Below are 18,350 nucleotides of genomic sequence, written 5' to 3' on the forward strand. Positions count from 1 at the left end.
CCGACTCGGGGCGACGGTGCGGCGCGGACAACCACATACGGCTGTGCCGGCGCTGTCCTCGCGGGAGCCACCCGCGCGGATGGCGCCCGTGCGCTTTGGGGGGAACCCGCTAGAGTCGGCCACCAGCGGCGGCAGCGGTCCGTCGCCGCAGGCCCGGCCCTCAGGGAGCGACCCGTGCAGATCCCCCACGACACCCGTCGCGCGCTCGACGTCGTCGTCGCGCTGGTGAACACCGCGGCCGAGCCGGACCAGCCGGACGGCCTGTCGGACCTCAGCTCGCTGCGCGGCTTCGTCCAGGAGTACGCGATCAGCGACGTCGGCGAACTCGGCGTCCGCGACCTCGCCGGCGTCCGGACGGTGCGCGGCAAGTTCGCCCAGGTCTTCGCGGCCCCGAACTCCCGTGCGGCCTCCACGCTGATCAACGAGCTGGTCGCCACGGCCGGCACCACCCCGCAGCTGACCGACCACGACGGCTACGACTGGCACGTGCACTACTTCGCACCCGGCGCCTCGGTGGGCGACCACCTGGCGGCGGACGGCGGCATGGCGCTGGCCTTCATCGTGGTCTCGGGCGAGGAGGAGCGGCTGCGCCGCTGCGAGGCCCCGGACTGCCGGCGCGCCTTCGTGGACCTCTCCCGCAACCGCTCGCGGCGCTACTGCGACAGCCGGACCTGTGGGAACCGGCTGCACGTGGCGGCGTACCGGGCGCGGCGCAAGGAGGCCGACGCGCACGGTTCAGAGCAGGAAGAGATCGTGGACGGCGGCGAGCAGCAGCAGGGTGCCGATCACCGCTAGGAAGATCATCAGGGGCGGCTGGGAAAGCGCGAAGAGGCAGCCTCGCGGCTCCTCGGCGACGGATGCGGTGGCCGGCGCGGGAACCGACGGCTCACCCTGCGATGTGTCGAGCATGTCCGGCCGATGATGGCGCAGCGCGCCGCCGCCCGCTTCTCAACACGCCAAGATCTACGCGGGAGTTCGTCAGATCCGGCGCAACCGTCAGATTCCGTGCTTCTTCAGAATCGCTTCGATGTCCGAGAAGTCATCCGCAGGAGTGGCGGGGGCGCGGCCCGCCTCGGGCGCCTGCCGGGATCCGGCGCCCAGCGAGGGCGCCGAGGCGGCCGGCGCGACGGCGTCCCGTACGGGAGCGCCCTTCGCGGCCCCGGACGCCTTGGGGGCCTTGGCCGCCCGGGGCTCCTTCGCCGGCTTCCCGGCCCCGCCGAGGCTCCGGCGCTCGATCGCCCGGGTGGTCATGAACAGCAGCCAGGAAGCGCCCAGCAGCCCGAAGCCGATCCAGACGCTCGGATCGAAGACCGTCCCGGACACCCACTCCACGACGCCGGTCAGCACCAGGCCGATCGGCACCAGCGCGTACGCGGTGATCCGCGCGGCGGTCAGGAAGCGCCTGCGGTAGGCCGTCAGCGCGGCGATCCCCAGGCCCGCCGCGGACACCGCGGCACATATCGTCTCGGCGAGCATGCGGTCCTCCAGGGGGTGGCCTGCGGTCGGGCTGGGCGATCCGTCCCTTCCATCCTGCACCGGGCACCACCGCACGGGCCACGCCCGCCGCGCGGTGCGGCCCGATCTCGGGGACATCTCGGGGTCCGCCTCCTCCCCAGGTCCCGGTCGGTGCGGTGCTCCGGGCGCCGGGGCCGGCTGGGAGACTGTCCGTATGACCGATTCCGTGATCCTCGACGTCTGGTGCGAACTCCAGTGCCCGGACTGCCACAGCGCCCTCGACGACGTACGGGCCCTGCGGGCCCGCTACGGCGACCGGCTGGACATCCGGCTGCGCCACTTCCCGCTGGAGAAGCACAAGCACGCGTTCGCGGCCGCGCAGGCCGCCGAGGAGGCCCTGGAGCAGGGTCAGGCGTGGCCCTACACGGAGGCCGTGCTGGCGCGCACCGCCGAGCTGGCCGAGCGCGGCGAGCCGGTGCTGCTGGACGTGGCGCGTGAACTGGGTCTGGACGTCGAGGAGTTCGACACCGCGCTGATCGACGGCCGGCACATCCTGATCGTGGACGCCGACCAGGCCGAGGGCAAGGCGATCGGTGTGACGGGCACCCCGACGTACGTGATCGACGGGCAGCGCCTGGACGGCGGCAAGAGCCAGGAGGGCCTGCGCGCCCGGATCGAGGAGATCGCCGACCGGCTGCTGGCCGGATAGCCCCGCCCCCTCAGATCAGGTCCTTCGCGAAGTTGACGTCGGTCGGGCGGTAGCCGAGGGACTCGTACAACCGCAGGGCCGGGGTGTTGTCGGCGAAGACGTGGAGCGCGAGGAGGCGGTGGCCGCCGGCGAGGGCGGCGCGCTCGGCGAGCAGCATCAGGTCGCGGCCGTACCCCCGGCCGCGGTGTTCGGCGCCGACCTCGACGTCGAAGACGTACGCGCGGTCGGTCTGCGAGGAGACCCAGACGTGGCCGACGGGTGCGCCGGCCGCCTCCAGGATCTGGAAGGCGACTCCTGGGGTGGCCAGGCCCCGCGGCAGCAGGGTGTCGTGGTCGGCCGCCGACTTCGCCCGCGCGGCCTGCGGGGACATTCCCCGGCCGGCCCAGGTCTCGGCGTAGTCCTCGCGGGCCGCGGCCTCCCAGGCCTCGTACTCGGCCGGGGTCATGGGGCGGCCCCGCACCCCCGCGGAGAGGGCGGGCGGCTCGGCGGGGAGTTCCTTGGCCATGTTGCGGCCGTCCTCGGTGTACCCGAGGGCGCCGGCCATCCGCAGCCCGCCCGCCGACCCGGCCGGCACCCGGACGCGGACCCGGCGGCAGCCCCAGCCGCGCAGCACTTCCTCGGCGGCGAGCGCCGCGACGGTGGCGCGCCCGCGCCGCCGGTCCGGTTCGTCGATGGACAGGTCGCGGATCTCGCCGACCGTCGGCCCGAAGGGGGTGTCGGAGGCGATCAGCAGGGCGCCGACGCGCCTGCTGTTGACGCGGACCTCGTACGGGCGCGAGCGGGCCCCGTCGGTGCTCTGCTGAAGCGGCGCGCTCGGCCGCAGGGTGGTGGTCATCATTCGATTTCTACCCGCCCCGCGGCCCGGGCGACAGCCCCTGTCGGGCCGCCGCCGTCCGCTCGCGCGTCGGTCAGGGGTCGATGTCGGAGGCGGCGCGTTCGTCGAAGACGCGCATGGCCTTCGCGGTGACGGGGCCGGGCGGATGGGCGAGGGTCCGCCCGTCGACCCGGTGGACGGCCTGGACGTCGCGCAGGGTGGAGGTCAGGAAGATCTCCTCGGCCCGCTCCAGGGCGTCGAAGGGCAGGTCGGTCTCCTTGGCGCCGGTCCATTCGACGGCCAGGGCGCGGGTGATGCCCGCGAGGCAGCCGGAGGCGACGGGCGGGGTGTGCAGTTCCCCGTCGAGGACGACGAACACGTTGGAGCCGGTGCCCTCGCAGAGCCGCCCGACGGTGTTGGCGAACAGGGCCTCGGAGGCGCCCGCGCGGCCCGCCTCGGCCAGCGCGACCACGTTCTCCGCGTACGAGGTGGTCTTGAGGCCGGTCAGCGCGGAGCGCTCGTTGCGGACCCAGGGCACCGTGATCACGGCGGTGGTGTCGGGGCGGCGGGAGGTCTCGCCGACAGCGACCACGAGGGTGGGGCCGGTGTCGCCCCGGTCGGAGCCGAGCGGGGACAGGCCGCCGGTATAGGTGATCCGGAGCCGGCCGAGCGGGACCGGGTTGGCCTCCAGGACGGCCGCGCAGGCGCGGCGGACCTCGTCGAGGTCGGGGTCGGGCAGCCCGAGGCCGCGGGCCGAGCGGGTCAGCCGGTCCAGGTGGCGGGTCAGCGCGAAGAGCTTCCCGTCCTGCGCCTTGAGCGTCTCGAAGACGCCGTCGCCCACGGTCAGCCCGTGGTCGAGCACGGACACCTTCGCGTCGTCGGCGTCCCGCAGTGCTCCGTCGAGCCAGATCCTCACCGTACGGTCCCTCCACTTCCACTCGCTTCGCGGGCCCCGGGCGCACCCGGGGCCGCTTGGGTACCGGAGGCCGACGCTACCCCGAGCAGCCGGGCGGCCTTGAGTTCGGTTTCCGCCCATTCGCGGTCGGGGTCGGAGCCCCAGGTGATCCCGGCGCCGGTGCCGAAGCAGAGGCGGGGGCCGCCGGGGGCCGCGCGGTCGATCCAGAAGGTGCGGATGCCGACGGCCAGCTCGGCGGTGCCGCGGTCGGCGTCGACCCAGCCGATGCCGCCGCAGTAGGGGCCGCGGGGGGCGGTCTCCAGGGCCTGGATGATCCGCAGGGCGGAGGACTTGGGGGCGCCGGTGACGGAGCCGGGCGGGAAGGTCGCGGCGAGCAGACGGGGCCAGCCGGCTCCGTCTGCGAGTTCGCCGCTGACGGTGGAGACGAGGTGGACCAGGCCCGGGTGCTCCTCGACGGCGCACAGTTCGGGGACGGTGACGGTGCCGGTGGCGCAGACCCGGCCGAGGTCGTTGCGGACGAGGTCCACGATCATCACGTTCTCGGCGTGGTCCTTGGGGAGCAGGTCCGCGGCGGTGCGTCCGGTGCCCTTGATGGGGCCGGACTCGATGTGGCGGCCGGCGCGGCGCAGGTACAGCTCGGGCGAGGCGGTGGCGATCTCGACGCCGTGGGCGGGGAGCCGAATCGTTCCGGCGTACGGGGCCGGGTTGCCGCGCGCGAGCAGGGCGGTGAGGGCGTCGACGTCGGCGGCGGCCGGCTCCGGCAGCGGCGCGGACATCACCCGGCAGAGGTTGGCCTGGTAGACCTCGCCCGCGGCTATGTGCTCGCGGATGCGGCGGACGCCCGCGACGTACGCGGCCCGGTCGAGCGAAGAGGTCCACCGGTCGGCGCGGGGGCCGCGCCAGGCGCCGGGCACGGGCGCGGGCACCGGGTCGGGGCGGACGTCACCGAAGCGCGCGCAGACGAGACCGCCTTCGAAGTCGGCGGTCACGGCCCAGAACCCGGTGGAGTCGAGGGCCGAGGGGTCGCTGGTGACGTCTCGGAGGTCGGTCGCGAGGAGGCCGCCGAAGCGGGCCAGAGGAAGCAGGTCGTGCACGGCTGCGAGTCTATGACCGGTGGCGGCGCGGCGCCGGGGAGGTGACGGTCGGGTGACCGCCGGTGATCGGGCGGCAGCACGCTGCGGAAACGCGTTTTTGAGCTGGCCCGGGAATCCGCTAGAGTTCAACACGTCGCCAGGGAGCGAAGGGGGAAACCCCCGGAGCGAACACGGTGACCTGCGGACGTAGCTCAGTTGGTAGAGCACCACCTTGCCAAGGTGGATGTCGCGAGTTCGAGTCTCGTCGTCCGCTCGAAGTGGGGGATCTTCCCGAGAACCCCCGCAGCTCCGGGTGGAGTGGCCGAGAGGCGAGGCAACGGCCTGCAAAGCCGTCTACACGGGTTCAAATCCCGTCTCCACCTCCAAGGACGATTAGCTCAGCGGGAGAGCGCTTCCCTGACACGGAAGAGGTCACTGGTTCAATCCCAGTATCGTCCACTGGTCCGCGAGGACCACCCGCGCGATTAGCTCAGCGGGAGAGCGCTTCCCTGACACGGAAGAGGTCACTGGTTCAATCCCAGTATCGCGCACGCAGTACACGCACCACCTGCGGTCTTCGACCGTGGTCCCGCGCGATTAGCTCAGCGGGAGAGCGCTTCCCTGACACGGAAGAGGTCACTGGTTCAATCCCAGTATCGCGCACAAGATCCGGAAGCCCCGGCCGTCTCGACGGCCGGGGCTTTCGCGTGGTCGGGGCTCGGAGCGGGGTTCAGGAGGAGAACAGCATCCGGCCGAAGCCGCCCTTGTGGTGGCCGTGGTGACCGTGTCCGTGGCCGTGTCCGTGCTGCGGGGCTCCCCAGGCGGGGGCGGGGGCGTGCTGGCCCGGGTACGGGGCCGGCGGCGCGGCGGGCGGCGGGACCTGGCCGTACTGGGCGGTGTACTGCGACTCCAGGCGGGTCAGCGCCTCCAGCTCGCCGTAGTCGAGGAAGATGCCGCGACAGCCGCTGCACTGCTCTATCTGGACGCCGTTGCGGTTGTACGTGTGCATCATCGCGTGACACTTCGGACACTGCATGACCTGATCAACTCCTCGCCGTATGCGTCGACACCGGACGCGTGCCCGGTGGCGTGCCGCTCACCCTACGACGCGGAGGCTGGCTCCAAGTGGGGCGGGAGGGTGGCGATTCGGACACAGGCGTCCACCATCAGGCGCTCCACGTCCTCCAGTCGGCGCTCCTCCCCCGCCGCCTTGGCCAGCGCGAGGGCAGCCGTCTGTACGGTGAGCGCGCGCGCCGCCAGATCGAGTTCCGGCCACGGGTCACAGCCGGGCGGACCGGCACCGGGCCCCCCGGCGTCGCGGTAGGCGTCGAGGAACCGCAGCCAGGTCCGCGCGTCGACCAGCCCGGCCGCGTACCAGGCGGCGGGGCGGGCCAGGTCCCAGGCGGGGGCGCCGACGCCGAGGTCGTCCACGTCGATGAGCCGCCAGGACCCCTCGGGGACGGGGAAGCGGACCAACTGCCCCAGGTGCAGGTCCCCGTGGCACAGCACCCCGCCGGCGGGCGCCGGGGCCTCGCCCCGCGCCCAGGCGGGCAGCGTCCGCGCGGCGGCCCGCACCGCCCCGGCCTCGGCCCGCGTACCGGCGCCTGGGGCGGCCGCGAGGCGGCGCAGGGCGCGGGCGACCTTGGCCGGGCCGCGCATCGGCGGGACCGGGCCGGGGAGCCGGCGCAGCGGCACCTGGTGCAGGGCCGCCAGCAGCCGGGCCGTCGGCTCCCAGGGGGCGTCCTCGGGGCGGTGCGGGTCCACGGGCGCTCCGTAGGGCCACAGGGACACCGGGCGGCCCTGAATGTGCCCGACCTCGGCGCGCAGGGGCTGGAGCAGCACCTGGGACAGCGCCCGGGCCGAGGCGATCCGCATCCGGACGGCGAGGCCGTCCCGGTCGGTGTCCTCGGCGTGCGCCTTCGCGACGGAACCGCCGCAGCGGACGACGGTGCCGTCGTCCCGGTCGGCGAGGAGCTCGTACGGGGCGGGGCGGCCGGAGGGGGCCGCGTAGGCCGCGAGCGCGGCGGGGAGGGTCTGCTGGGTCATCGCGGCTCCGCGCTCCTCCGTTCCGTTCCGTCCGTGGCCTCGGGGTCCGCAGTCAGATTACGGAACGCGCCGGGGTCGCGGGCGGGCGCGCGGGACGCGAAAAAGGGTGCTGCCCGTCCGACTCCCCAGTCGTACGGGCAGCACCCTTCACCTGCCGTCCGCCGCGCCCCCGTCCCCACGGGGTTCGACGGGCCGATGTCTGACCCGGGCCGCTCTCCCGGGTCTGGTGCGCCGTTCAGCGCCCCAGCATCACACCCACGGACGACGCCTGTGCCGCCACCTGGTCGAAGCCTCCGAAGAGGAAGAGCAGGAGGGCGGCCAGGGGGAGCACCATGGCCGCGGCCACCAGCGGGTGGCGCGTGCCGGACTCATGGCCGTTGAACGCGAATGCCTTGCGTCCCTGCCGTGCGATGTCCGCCATGGTCCTCTCCCTGTCGTTTGGCAGCGGCGGGCTGTGACCTCGGGGGACGAGTGCGCCACCCGCCGCTTGTCTTCAACACTAGGCATCGGGAAGGCCTCTGGCCTCATGCCCTCGTACCCTTTGGCGGGCCTCCAGGAGGATGACGAGCCCCCTCCTCGTGTACTCCCCTGGGTGGAGACGGCTCCCCCGTGATGAGGGTCTTCCCGGAGGGAATGACCGGAGGGTAGTGACTTCGCTCACTTCAGTCACTCCCCGCACACACGTGTCCTCCTGCCGGGTGTTCGCAAGATCAATCCGGGTTGACGGGCCGTACGGACCGAGGCTGTCGCCCGGGCCGGCCCCCGGATCCGCCAATCCCCTTGGGGCGCGGGGCCTTTGGAGCCTTCCGGCGGCTGCCGCCCGGCGGCGGGCCGGGGGTGCGCGAAACCCCCAAGTGGGCTGTGAGGCAACTACGATCGAATCCCCCGGCGAGGGCGCGGCCTCTGAGCGCTGGTGGCGGATGGTCCGTAAGCTGTGCCGAGTCAACAGGACGACCGGTCAGCGGGGTGGACATGGCGATGATGCGGCTCCGGCGGGAGGACCCGCGTGTCGTCGGCTCGTTCAGACTGCACCGCCGGCTCGGCGCCGGCGGGATGGGCGTGGTCTACCTGGGCTCGGACCGGCGCGGCCAGCGCGTCGCCCTGAAGGTGATCCGGCCCGACCTGGCCGAGGACCAGGAGTTCCGCTCGCGGTTCGCGCGCGAGGTGTCCGCCGCCCGGCGGATCCGCGGCGGGTGCACCGCGCGGCTGGTGGCCGCCGACCTGGAGGCCGAGCGCCCGTGGTTCGCCACCCAGTACGTGCCCGGCCCGTCGCTGCACGACAAGGTGGCCGAGGAGGGCCCGCTGACGGCCGCGCAGATCGCCGCCGTCGGCGCCGCGCTCTCCGAGGGGCTGGTCGCCGTACACGAGGCGGGGGTCGTGCACCGGGACCTCAAGCCCTCCAACATCCTGCTGTCCCCCAAGGGCCCCAGGATCATCGACTTCGGGATCGCCTGGGCCACCGGCGCGAGCACCCTCACCCACGTGGGCACCGCCGTCGGCTCCCCCGGGTTCCTCGCGCCCGAGCAGGTGCGCGGCGCCGCCGTCACCCCCGCCACGGACGTCTTCGCGCTCGGCGCCACCCTCGCGTACGCGGCGACCGCCGACTCGCCCTTCGGGCACGGCAGTTCCGAGGTCATGCTGTACCGCGTGGTGCACGAGGAGCCGCACCTGGTCGGCGTCCCGGACGCGCTCGCGCCCCTCGTACGGGCCTGCCTGGCCAAGGATCCCGAGGAGCGGCCGACCACCCTCCAGCTGTCGATGCGGCTCAAGGAGATCGCGGCGCGCGAGGCGCACGGGCTGTCCGACGGGCGCCCGCCCGCGCAGCGGGCCCGCGCCGAGCGGCCGACGGGCCGGCTCGCCGAGCCGCCGTACGAGGAGCAGCGCACCACGGAGCGCCGTACGGCCGGCACCCCCGCGCCCCGGCCGCAGGGCCAGGGCCAGGGGCAGGGCCAGGGCCACGGGTCGCACAGCGGACCGCACGCACGGCCCTCGTCCTCGCGGCAGTCCTCCGCCCAGCACTCCGGCGCCGCCGGTGGCGGCCCGTCCTCCCGGCCGACCTCGGGACGTACCGGCGGCCGGCCCGCCCCCCGTACGACGGGCACGGGGCGGCGGCCCTCGCGGCCCGACCCGCGGCTGATGCGGCAGCGGCTGATCGTGTTCGTCGTGGTGACGCTGATCGTCGCGCTGGGGATCGCCGCCGCCCAGAAGCTGTGAGCGGGGCGGGCCCGCGGGCCGCCCGCTGCTACGGGCGGCCGCTCGCCACCGCGTAGAAGGCGACGGCGGCGGCCGCGCCCACGTTCAGCGAGTCCACCCCGTGCGCCATGGGGATCCGCACCCACTCGTCGGCGGCGACCAGCGCCTGCGTGGACAGCCCGTCGCCCTCCGCGCCCAGCATCAGCGCGACCCGCTCCAGGGTCTGCGGGGCGGCCTCGTCGATGGGCGAGGCCTTCTGGTGCGGGGTGAGGGCGAGCAGCTTGAAGCCGGCCTCGCGGACCGAGTCCAGGCCCTTGGGCCAGGTCTCCAGGCGGGCGTACGGGACGGAGAAGACCGCGCCCATCGACACCTTCACCGAGCGGCGGTACAGCGGGTCGGCGCAGTCGGGCGACAGCAGCACCGCGTCCATGCCGAGGGCGGCGGCGCTGCGGAAGATGGCCCCGATGTTGGTGTGGTCGTTGACCGCTTCCATGATGGCCACGCGGCGGGTGGTGGCGAGCAGTTCCTCCGCCGTCGGCAGCGGCTTGCGCTGCATCGAGGCGAGGGCGCCGCGGTGCACGTGGTAGCCGGTGACGCGTTCGGCGAGGTCCGGGCTGACGGCGTAGACCGGGGCCGGGAGCTCGTCGATGACGTCGCGCATGACATCGACCCACTTGGCGGAGAGCAGCATCGAGCGCATCTCGTACCCGGCGTCCTTGGCCCGTCTGATGACCTTCTCGCCCTCGGCGATGAAAAGGCCTTCCGCGGGCTCGCGCCGGCGCCGGAGTTCGACGTCGGTCAGGCCCGTGTAGTCGCGCAGGCGCGGGTCGTCGGGGTCTTCGATGGTGATGAGATCAGCCACAGGGTGATACTGCCTTGTCCTGGGTGTGGTGCCAACGGCCCTGGCGGGTGCTGGTGGTTCAGGCGTCCGGGGTCCCGACCCGGACGACCTCGCCGATGACGATGACGGCGGGCGGACGGACCTCCCGCGCGCGGACGGTCTCGCCGACCGTGGCGAGGGTGGCGTCCACGCGGCGCTGGGCGGCCGTGGTGCCTTCCTGGACGACCGCGACGGGGGTGTCGGCGGAGCGGCCGTGCCGGACCAGGGCCTCGGCGATCAAGCCGATCTTGTCGACGCCCATCAGGATCACCAGGGTGCCGGTGAGCCGGGCGAGGGCGGCCCAGTCCACGAGCGAGCGCGGGTCGTCGGGGCCGACGTGCCCGCTGACGACGGTGAACTCGTGCGCCACGCCCCGGTGGGTGACCGGGATGCCGGCGGCGCCGGGGACGGAGATGGAGCTGGAGATGCCGGGTACGACGGTGCAGGAGATCCCGGCCTCGGCGAGGGCCTGGAGCTCCTCCATGCCGCGGCCGAAGACGTACGGGTCCCCGCCCTTGAGCCGGACCACGGCCTTGCCGGCCTTGGCGTGCTCGATCAGGGCGTTGTTGATGGCCTCCTGGGCCATGAACCGGCCGTACGGGATCTTCGCGGCGTCGATGACCTCGACGTGCGGCGGGAGCTCGTCGAGGAGGTCGCGGGGGCCGAGCCGGTCGGCGATGACGACGTCGGCCTCGGCGAGGAGGCGGCGGCCGCGGACGGTGATCAGGTCCGGGTCGCCGGGACCGCCGCCGACGAGGGCGACACCGGGGGTGTGCGGGCGGGCGGCCGTGAGGGAGCCGTCGCGCAGCCCCTCCACGACGGCGTCGCGGACGGCGGCGGAACGACGCGGGTCGTTGCCGCTCAGCACGGCCACGGTGACGCCGTCGACGCGGCCGGTGGCCGGGGTCCAGGCGGTGGCGGCCTCGGCGTCGTCGGCGCGGACGCACCAGACGCGGCGGCGCTCGGCCTCGGCGGAGACGGCGTCGTTGGCCGCGCGGTCCCGGGTGGCGATCAGCGCGTACCAGGCGCCGTCCAGGTCCCCGTCCTGGTAGCGGCGGCGTTCCCAGCGGATCTCGCCGGTCTCGGCCATGACGTCCACGGAGGGGGTGGCGGAGGGGGAGATCAGCAGCACGTCGGCGCCGGCCGCGACGAGCGCGGGCAGCCGACGCTGGGCGACCTGACCGCCGCCGATGACGACGACGCGGCGGCCGGCCAGGCGGAGTCCTACGGGGTATGCCGGGTGTGCCATGGCGGTTGCGGCTCCTGATGCGGCGGTGATCTGCTGGGCCGCTGCTGCGCTGGAGCGGCTTGTCGGGTGTGACGTGCGGTTTCGCCCGTCCGGGTCCACGATACGACCCCCACCCCCGGCCCCACCTCGGCCCCCCGCCCGGCCACGGCGCGGCGGGCACGTCCCGCCGCGCCGGCGCGTGAGGTGCGGGGTCCTGGGCGGAGCCCCAGGGGCCTTGAGGTGCGCCGCCCCGCCCCGGTAGGGGCAAGGGCGGCGAACGCGGGACGTGGCGCGGGGTTACTTCTCCGTGACGCCGGCGGAGTCGAAGGTGGCCACCTCGTGCATCGCGCGGGCCGCGCTCTGCACCAGCGGAAGGGCCAGCAGCGCCCCCGTGCCCTCGCCGAGGCGGAGGTCCAGGTCGACCAGCGGGCGCAGGCCGAGCTTGTTCAGCGCGGCGACGTGCCCCGGCTCCGCGCTGCGGTGACCGGCGATGCAGGCCGACAGCGACTCCGGAGCGATGGCGCGAGCCACGAGGGCGGCCGCGCCGGCGCTCACGCCGTCCAGGATGACCGGCGTACGGAGCGACGCTCCGCCCAGCAGGAGGCCGACGATCGCCGCGTGCTCCAGGCCGCCGATGGCCGCGAGGACACCGATCGGGTCCGCCGGGTCGGGCTGGTGGAGTTCCAGGGCCCGGCGGACGACCTCGACCTTGCGGGCGTGCGTCTCGTCGTTGATGCCCGTACCGCGCCCGGTGACCTCCGCCGGGTCGACGCCCGTGAAGACCGCGATCAGGGCCGCCGACACCGTGGTGTTCGCGATGCCCATCTCACCCGTGAGCAGCGCCTTGTTGCCGGCCGCCACCAGGTCGCGGGCCGTCTCGATGCCCACCTCGATCGCCGCGACGGCCTCCTCGCGGGTCATCGCGGCGCCGACGGACAGGTCGGCCGTGCCCGGACGGACCTTGCGCGGGAGCAGCCCCGGCGTGGCCGGGAGGTCCCCGGCGACGCCGACGTCGATCACGCAGACCTCCGCGCCGACCTGGTTGGCGAACGCGTTGCAGACCGCCCCGCCGCCCAGGAAGTTGGCCACCATCTGCGTGGTGACCTCCTGGGGCCAGGGGGTGACCCCCTGCGCGTGCACCCCGTGGTCACCCGCGAAGATCGCGACCGCGGCGGGCTCCGGGATCGGCGGCGGGCAGACCCGCGACAGACCGCTGAGCTGCGCCGAGATGATTTCGAGCATGCCGAGCGCACCGGCGGGCTTGGTCATGCGCTTCTGGCGCTCCCACGCCTCGCCCAGCGCCTTCGCGTCGAGGGGGCGGATGCTGGCGACCGTCTCGGAGAGCAGGTCGTGCGGCTCCTCGCCGGGCAGCGCGCGGCGGCCGTAGGTCTCCTCGTGCACGACCCAGGACAGCGGGCGGCGCTTGGACCAGCCGGCCTGCGCGAGCTCGGGCTCTTCCGGGAACTCGTCGACGTAGCCGACGCACAGGTACGCGACGACCTCCAGGTGCTCCGGCAGGCCGAGTTCGCGGACCATCTCGCGCTCGTCGAAGAAGCTGACCCAGCCCACGCCGAGGCCTTCGGCACGGGCGGCGAGCCACAGGTTCTCGACGGCGAGGGCCGAGGAGTACGGGGCCATCTGCGGCTGGGTGTGCCGGCCGAGGGTGTGGCGGCCGCCGCGGGTGGGGTCGGCGGTGACGACGATGTTCACCGGGGTGTCGAGGATGGCCTCGATCTTGAGTTCCTTGAACTGCTTCGCCCGGCCCTTGGGCAGCGACTTGGCGTAGGCCTCGCGCTGGCGCTGGGCGAGCTCGTGCATCGTCCGGCGGGTCTCGGCCGAGCGGATGACGACGAAGTCCCAGGGCTGGGAGTGGCCCACGCTGGGGGCGGTGTGGGCCGCCTCCAGGACGCGGAGCAGCACCTCGTGCGGGATCGGGTCGGTGCGGAAGCCCTTGCGGATGTCGCGGCGCTCGCGCATGACGCGCAGGACGGCCTCGCGCTCGGCGTCGGCGTACGCGGGGGCCGGCTCGCCGGCGGAAGGCTGTACGGGCTGGAGTGCCTGGACGGGTTCGGCCTCGGGAGCGGTCTCCGGCTCCGGCTCCGGCTCCACGGGGGCGGCGGCCTCGGGCTCGGGCTCGGCCGCGACCGGCTCCGCGATGACGTCGGTGACCGGCTCGGGCTCGGGCTCCACGACCGCGCGGGCCGCGTCGGGCTCCGCCGCCGGAACCGTTTCCGCGACGGGCTGCTCGGGCTCCGGCTCCGGTACGACGGCCACGGCCACCGGCTCCGGAACGACCTCGGCGGCGGCCTCGACGACAGGCTCGGGCTCCGGGGCCACGGGCTCGACGACCGGCACGACGGCCTCGGGAGCGGCCTCGACGACCGGCTCGGGCTGCGGGACCACCGGCTCGACCGGCTCGACCGGTTCCGCCGGCTCGGGCGCGGGCTCCGCGGCCGCGACCGGCTCCGGAGCGGCGACGACGGCGGCAGCGACCGGGGCCTCGGCCACGGCGGGAACCCCGGCCGGCTCCGCGATGACCTCGGGCGCGGGCTCTACCTCAGGCGCGGGCTCTACCGCGGCCGCGGGCTCCGGCTCGGGCGCGGGCTCCGGCTCGGGCGTGGCGGCGGGGGCCGCCTCGGCGACCGGCTGCTGCGCGACCGGCTGCTCGGCGACCGGCTGCTCGGGCTGCGCCGCCCACGGCGCGCCGGCCTGCGGCGGGATCTCGCTCAGCTGCGGCGCGGCCGGGGCCGGCTCGGCGACGGCCTCCGCGCGCGGGACGTCCAGGTACTCGGGGCCGGTGGTCGGCGGCCCGGCGTGGTGCACCGGAACCGGCGCCACCGCTGCGGCGGCGGCCGGCATCGGCTGGGCGGCCGGACCCCGGTCCGCGAGGGACCGTACGAGCCCACCGGCCTCCGGCACGGGCGGGCCCATGTGCAGGGGGCGGCGCGGCTGGGCCACCTGAGCCGCGGGCGCCACCGGGGCGGCGGCGGGCGGCGGGACCACCAGGCCGCCGAGGTCGAGCGCGCCGGAGTCCCGGCCGCCCGCCTCGTGGGCGCCCGTGCTGTACGCGGACTCGGGGAAGGCGGGCTCGGGGAACGAGGGCGCGGGGTAGCCCGCGGGCGCCTCGGGGAAGGACTGATCGGCGGAGCCGGGGTGCTGGGCGTAGGCCGCGGGCGCCTCGGGGTACTCGGTGTAGACGGGCTCCACGGGGAAGTCCGGCACCGGCGGGACCGGCTGCGGGTCGCTCCAGGCGCCCTGTCCGCTCGGCATCAGCAGCAGTTCCTCGTCCTCGGCCTCGGCCGGGAGGTCCATGAGGTCCTGGAAGGCGTAGCCCGCGGGAGCCGAAGGAGCGGGAACGGGCGCGGCGGCGGGGGTCGCCAGAGGGTGCGGAGCCGGTGCGTGGGCCTGGACCGGAGCGGGGATGCCCTGCTGATCCACCATGCCCGCGTTGTCCGGGAGCCCCTCGCCCGGGACCTGGCCGGTGTCAGTCATGCGTACCCCTCGCCCATCGGTGTTGCCTCTTCGATCGCCCGGCGCCCACGTGACCAACGAGCGGGGATGCCGCGCGACGCGAACGCCTCACGCACGCCCGCACGACAACCAGTAAGCATTGTCGCGCTCGTCAGCCGCAATGGCGGCCATTACCGGCGCGGTCCGCTGTGGACTGCGCCACGTCGCGCACCCCGCGTACCGCCTCCGTTGCCGTCGTGCCCGGACGTCCAGGGCAGTACGACGATCGGCCAGCCTACCCCGGCCCTCGTGCTAGCGGTTCACGGGGCGTTCGGCGGACAGCAGGAACACGACGGAACGGTCCTGTTCGGCCCAGGTGCGGGGGTCGAGGCCCACGGACTGGAGGAACGCGCACTCGACGGCGTACCCGTGGGCGGCCAGTACACGGCCGATGGCTTCCGCTTCGGCGCGTGACAGGGCGTGGCTGACGATCCGTTCGGGGCGGCGTTCGGCGACGGCCTCGACGACCTCGGCCCCGCCGCCGCCGACGCGGACGACGTCGGGTTCGGGGAGGTTCTCCAGGACGTGCGGAGCGCGTCCGGTGACGACCTGGACCTGTACGCCGCGCTCGCGGGCGGCGGCGCTCACGTGGTCGCAGGCCTGCGGGTCGGCGTCGACGGCGATGACGGCGGCGCCGAGCGCGGCGGCGTCCACGGCGAGGGCGCCGCGGCCGGCTCCGATGTCCCAGACGAGGTCGCCGGTGCGCGGGCCGAGGCGGGCGAGTTGGGCGGCGCGCAGCGGGGCGGACTCCCCCTCCCCGGTGGCGTCGGCGTGCGGGCGGGCCCAGCCGCGCGGGCCGCTCTGGCCGGGGGTCTGGCCGAGCAGCCAGGCGGGCTCGGCGGTGGCGCCGGCGGCGGTGGTCTGGGCGGTGGCGCCGCCGCCGATGACGATGACGACGTTGGGGTCGCGCCAGGTGTGGTCGGCGGCCTTGTCGGAGGTGAGGACGCTGACCTGTTCGTTGGCGGTGCCGAGTTCCTCGCAGATCACGAAGGTGCGGTGGACCCCGTCGAGCAGCAGGGCGAGTTCGGCGGGGCCGGCGCCGGGCGAGGTGAGTACGGCGACCTTGCCGTGGGCGCGGATGACGTTGACGGCGCGGCGCAGGGTGCGGGGGTGGGCCACGACGACCTGGGCGTCGTCCCAGGGCATGCCGGCGCGGGCGAAGGCGGCGGCGACGGAGGAGACGGCGGGGACGACCTCGACTTCCAGGCCGTGCTCCGGGGCGCGCAGGATGCGGACGACGCCGAAGAAGCCGGGGTCGCCGTCGGCGAGGACGACGGCGGTGCCGCGGTGGCCGGCGATGCGGCGGGCGGCGAGGCCCACGCTGCCGAGGCGGATGCGTTCGGCGGCGGGCGGGACTTCGGGCAGTGCGAGGTGGTGTGCGGCGCCGGCCACCAGCGTGGCGGCGGAGAGCGCGGACCGGGCGGCCGAGGTCAGGGGGGAGCCGTCCCAGCCGATCACCGTGACCCGGTCGGCCATCGTCGTCAGTCTCCAGAGGTGGGGGCAGCGCGGATGTGGGGGGCAGGCGCGGAGGGAGCGGGTTTACGGTGAGACTACCTGGTCATCGGGTCAGTGCCAGTCCGTCGAGACGGCGTACCCGTGCGCGTCGGCCCGGCGGCCGAAGCCGTATCCGTCGTAGCCGTCGGAGAAGCTGCCGGAGGAACCGTCCGAGAATTCGTCGGTGTCTTCGAGGTCCTCGGGGACCAGGCTCCAGACGATGAGGTCGGTCCGGGTGTCGCTCCAGGAGCCGTCGGGGGTCTGGGTCCGCACTATCCACGCGTTGCGCAGGACGCCCTCGCTGATGCAGCCGATCTTCTGGGCCACTTGCTGGGAGGCGGTGTTGTCGGCGGCGGTGCGCAGTTCCAGGCGTTCGAAGCGCTGGGCGCGGAAGAGCCACTGGGCGACGGCGAGTACGGATTCGCTGGCGTAGCCCTCGCCGCGGGCCCAGGGGGCGGTGACGTAGCCGACCTCGGTGACGCGGGTGTGCCAGTTGGTGTTCTGGAGGTGGACGATGCCGACGAGGCGCTGGGTGAGGAACTCGGTGACGGCGAAGGCGATGCCGCGGCCCTCGCCGCGTTCCGCGTGGGAGTCGCGGGTGGCCCAGGCGTGGGCGTCGGCGCGGGTATAGGGGTGCGGGCTGGAGGTCCAGGCGGTGACCTGCTCGTCGTTCATCATCTCGGCGAGCGCGGTGACGTCGTCTTCCTCGAAGGGGCGCAGCACCAGCCGGTCCGTGCTGATGGTGACGTCCGGGAAGGTGGTTGTCATGCGCAGCTCCATGCCTGAGACCGTGGTGCGACCGTGTTGCGATGCGACCGCGGTGCGGGACCGTTCGTGCGGGACCGTTCGTGCGGGTCGTAAACCACAGCATGCAGCATCGGCGGCGGGATGTGCATGGGCGGGGTTGTCCGGGGGCGGGCACGGCTCGGCCCCGCCCGCCACGAGGGCGTGCGGGGCCGAAGTACCCGTGTTTCCGGGCGGCCTTCGCGCCGGAAGGCGGCGGGCCGTCAGGAAGTGGCGGGGCGTCAGGAGAGGGTGGGGCGTCAGGAGGCGGTGGGGGCGCCGAAGGCCGGGACGACCGAGCCCTGGTACTTCTCCTCGATGAACTTCTTGACCTCGTCGGAGCCCAGGAGCTTGGCGAGCTTCTCGATGCGCGGGTCCTTCTCGTTGCCGGCCTTCACCGCGAGGAAGTTGGCGTACGGGTTGCCCTCGGCCTTCTCCAGGACGAGCGCGTCCTTGGCGGGCGCGAGCTTGGCTTCGAGGGCGTAGTTGCCGTTGATGACCGCGGCGTCCACGTCGCCGAGGGCGCGCGGGACGGTGGCGGCCTCCAGCTCCTTGAACTCCAGGCCCTTCTTGTCGGTGATGTCGGACAGCTTGGCGCCGGTGCCGACACCCTCCTTGAGGGTGATCAGGTTGTTCGAGGCGAGCAGCTGGAGCGCGCGGCCCTCGTTGGTGGTGTCGTTCGGGACGGCGATGGTCTGGCCGGGCTTGATGTCGCCGATGGCCTTGACCTTCTTGGAGTAGAGGCCGAGCGGTTCCAGGTGCACGTTGGTGACGGGCACGATGTGCGTGCCGTTCTTCTTGTTGAAGTCGTCGAGGTACGGCTTGTGCTGGAAGTAGTTGCCGTCGACCTGGCCCTGCTCGGTGGCGGTGTTGGGCAGGACGTAGTCCGTGAACTCCTTCACCTCCAGCTTGAGGCCTTCCTTCGCCGCGAGCTTGTCCTTGACGAAGTTCAGGATGTCGGCGTGCGGGCTCGGGGAGGCCGCTATGACGAGCGGCTTGCTCGCGTCGGTCTTGCCGCCGTCGGCCTTGGAGGAGGACGGGTCCGAGGAGCTGCCGCAGGCGGTGAGGCCGAGGGCGAGCGCGGACGCGGTGGCGGCGAGGGCGGTGAGCTTGATGTTCTTACGCACGAAGAGTGCCTTTCATTGCGGGTGCAAGTGCGCGGATCGTGCGCGGTTCTTGCGGGTGGAGGCCCAAGCACGACAAGTGCGGGCTTTTCTGGGGTGGGGAAGGTCTGTGCGGCCCGTGGTCC

Annotated in this window: 17 protein-coding genes and 5 tRNA genes; 8 read left to right on the top strand and 14 right to left on the bottom strand. The window is 74.2% G+C overall.

Annotated elements, in window-relative coordinates; all coding sequences use genetic code 11:
* The first annotated feature begins 174 nt into the window (after positions 1-174).
* Entirely contained in the window at positions 175-795 is a 621-nt protein-coding gene (locus tag EES41_RS08710; RefSeq protein ID WP_123077029.1) for a CGNR zinc finger domain-containing protein, read from the top strand.
* On the opposite strand, the gene EES41_RS41335 is transcribed toward EES41_RS08710, so the two are convergent.
* Together EES41_RS41335 and EES41_RS08715 are read right to left on the bottom strand one after the other, a co-directional pair.
* Positions 736-909 carry a hypothetical protein gene (locus EES41_RS41335; protein WP_164495791.1) on the bottom strand — a complete coding sequence of 58 codons (174 nt, stop codon included), beginning with the start codon at positions 907-909 and terminating at the stop codon, positions 736-738. The two genes, EES41_RS08710 and EES41_RS41335, sit on opposite strands and share 60 nt — an antisense overlap.
* 87 nt (positions 910-996) lie before the next feature.
* Positions 997-1,476 (bottom strand): hypothetical protein, encoded by a 480-nt coding sequence (locus tag EES41_RS08715; protein ID WP_123077031.1) that lies wholly within the window; start codon positions 1,474-1,476, stop codon positions 997-999.
* A gap of 193 nt (positions 1,477-1,669) precedes the next feature.
* Between EES41_RS08715 and EES41_RS08720 the strand changes: the two genes are divergently transcribed.
* Complete coding sequence (locus tag EES41_RS08720) at positions 1,670-2,164, top strand: DsbA family protein (RefSeq protein WP_037792343.1); 495 nt, start codon at positions 1,670-1,672, stop codon at positions 2,162-2,164.
* Between the two features lie 10 nt (positions 2,165-2,174).
* On the opposite strand, the gene EES41_RS08725 is transcribed toward EES41_RS08720, so the two are convergent.
* From EES41_RS08725 to EES41_RS08735, 3 genes are all read right to left on the bottom strand, one after another.
* Positions 2,175-2,999 carry a GNAT family N-acetyltransferase gene (locus tag EES41_RS08725; protein WP_123082353.1) on the bottom strand — a complete coding sequence of 275 codons (825 nt, stop codon included), beginning with the start codon at positions 2,997-2,999 and terminating at the stop codon, positions 2,175-2,177.
* A gap of 73 nt (positions 3,000-3,072) precedes the next feature.
* Entirely contained in the window at positions 3,073-3,894 is an 822-nt protein-coding gene (locus tag EES41_RS08730; protein ID WP_123077033.1) for an aminotransferase class IV, read from the bottom strand.
* The gene (locus EES41_RS08735; protein WP_164495792.1) at positions 3,891-4,988 is read right to left on the bottom strand and encodes a chorismate-binding protein; all 1,098 of its coding nucleotides are present in this window, start codon (positions 4,986-4,988) and stop codon (positions 3,891-3,893) included. The genes EES41_RS08730 and EES41_RS08735 overlap by 4 nt, the downstream gene beginning before the upstream one ends.
* Before the next feature lie 180 nt (positions 4,989-5,168).
* On the opposite strand from EES41_RS08735, the gene EES41_RS08740 reads away from it, so the two are divergent.
* The 5 genes from EES41_RS08740 to EES41_RS08760 all read left to right on the top strand — a co-directional run bounded on the left by EES41_RS08740 (position 5,169) and on the right by EES41_RS08760 (position 5,630).
* Positions 5,169-5,241: transfer RNA gene (locus EES41_RS08740), tRNA-Gly, on the top strand.
* 38 nt (positions 5,242-5,279) lie between these two features.
* Positions 5,280-5,353: transfer RNA gene (locus EES41_RS08745), tRNA-Cys, on the top strand.
* 1 nt (position 5,354) lies between these two features.
* Positions 5,355-5,426, top strand: a tRNA-Val gene (locus EES41_RS08750).
* A gap of 20 nt (positions 5,427-5,446) precedes the next feature.
* Positions 5,447-5,518: transfer RNA gene (locus tag EES41_RS08755), tRNA-Val, on the top strand.
* 40 nt (positions 5,519-5,558) lie between these two features.
* A tRNA-Val gene (locus tag EES41_RS08760) sits at positions 5,559-5,630 on the top strand.
* A gap of 67 nt (positions 5,631-5,697) precedes the next feature.
* Here the strand turns inward: EES41_RS08760 and EES41_RS08765 are convergent.
* The 3 genes from EES41_RS08765 to EES41_RS08775 all read right to left on the bottom strand — a co-directional run bounded on the left by EES41_RS08765 (position 5,698) and on the right by EES41_RS08775 (position 7,434).
* Positions 5,698-6,003, bottom strand: a complete 306-nt coding sequence (locus EES41_RS08765; RefSeq protein WP_008740516.1) for a zf-TFIIB domain-containing protein — start codon at positions 6,001-6,003, stop codon at positions 5,698-5,700.
* Between the two features lie 65 nt (positions 6,004-6,068).
* Positions 6,069-7,013 carry a phosphotransferase gene (locus tag EES41_RS08770; protein ID WP_123077037.1) on the bottom strand — a complete coding sequence of 315 codons (945 nt, stop codon included), beginning with the start codon at positions 7,011-7,013 and terminating at the stop codon, positions 6,069-6,071.
* A gap of 235 nt (positions 7,014-7,248) precedes the next feature.
* Entirely contained in the window at positions 7,249-7,434 is a 186-nt protein-coding gene (locus tag EES41_RS08775) for a hypothetical protein (protein WP_037797219.1), read from the bottom strand.
* A 551-nt stretch (positions 7,435-7,985) separates the two neighbouring features.
* Between EES41_RS08775 and EES41_RS08780 the strand changes: the two genes are divergently transcribed.
* Entirely contained in the window at positions 7,986-9,227 is a 1,242-nt protein-coding gene (locus tag EES41_RS08780) for a serine/threonine-protein kinase (protein WP_123082354.1), read from the top strand.
* Positions 9,228-9,255: 28 nt separating this feature from the next.
* On the opposite strand, the gene EES41_RS08785 is transcribed toward EES41_RS08780, so the two are convergent.
* The 6 genes from EES41_RS08785 to EES41_RS08810 form a co-directional block, all read right to left on the bottom strand.
* A complete protein-coding gene (locus EES41_RS08785; protein WP_073774591.1) occupies positions 9,256-10,068 on the bottom strand; it encodes an RNA methyltransferase in 813 nt (270 codons plus the stop codon).
* Positions 10,069-10,126: 58 nt separating this feature from the next.
* Complete coding sequence (cobA, locus tag EES41_RS08790) at positions 10,127-11,335, bottom strand: uroporphyrinogen-III C-methyltransferase (protein WP_123077039.1); 1,209 nt, start codon at positions 11,333-11,335, stop codon at positions 10,127-10,129.
* 276 nt (positions 11,336-11,611) lie between these two features.
* Entirely contained in the window at positions 11,612-14,806 is a 3,195-nt protein-coding gene (gene cobT, locus EES41_RS08795; protein WP_123077041.1) for a nicotinate-nucleotide--dimethylbenzimidazole phosphoribosyltransferase, read from the bottom strand.
* Between the two features lie 270 nt (positions 14,807-15,076).
* Complete coding sequence (gene cbiE, locus EES41_RS08800) at positions 15,077-16,300, bottom strand: precorrin-6y C5,15-methyltransferase (decarboxylating) subunit CbiE (RefSeq protein WP_123077043.1); 1,224 nt, start codon at positions 16,298-16,300, stop codon at positions 15,077-15,079.
* A gap of 90 nt (positions 16,301-16,390) precedes the next feature.
* The gene (locus EES41_RS08805; RefSeq protein ID WP_123077045.1) at positions 16,391-17,086 is read right to left on the bottom strand and encodes a GNAT family N-acetyltransferase; all 696 of its coding nucleotides are present in this window, start codon (positions 17,084-17,086) and stop codon (positions 16,391-16,393) included.
* Positions 17,087-17,361: 275 nt separating this feature from the next.
* On the bottom strand, positions 17,362-18,228 hold the full coding sequence (locus EES41_RS08810; RefSeq protein WP_123077047.1) for a MetQ/NlpA family ABC transporter substrate-binding protein: 867 nt from the start codon (positions 18,226-18,228) through the stop codon (positions 17,362-17,364).
* Positions 18,229-18,350: the final 122 nt, after the last annotated feature.

The sequence above is a fragment of the Streptomyces sp. ADI95-16 genome, from assembly GCF_003721495.1.
GTDB lineage: Bacteria > Actinomycetota > Actinomycetes > Streptomycetales > Streptomycetaceae > Streptomyces > Streptomyces goshikiensis.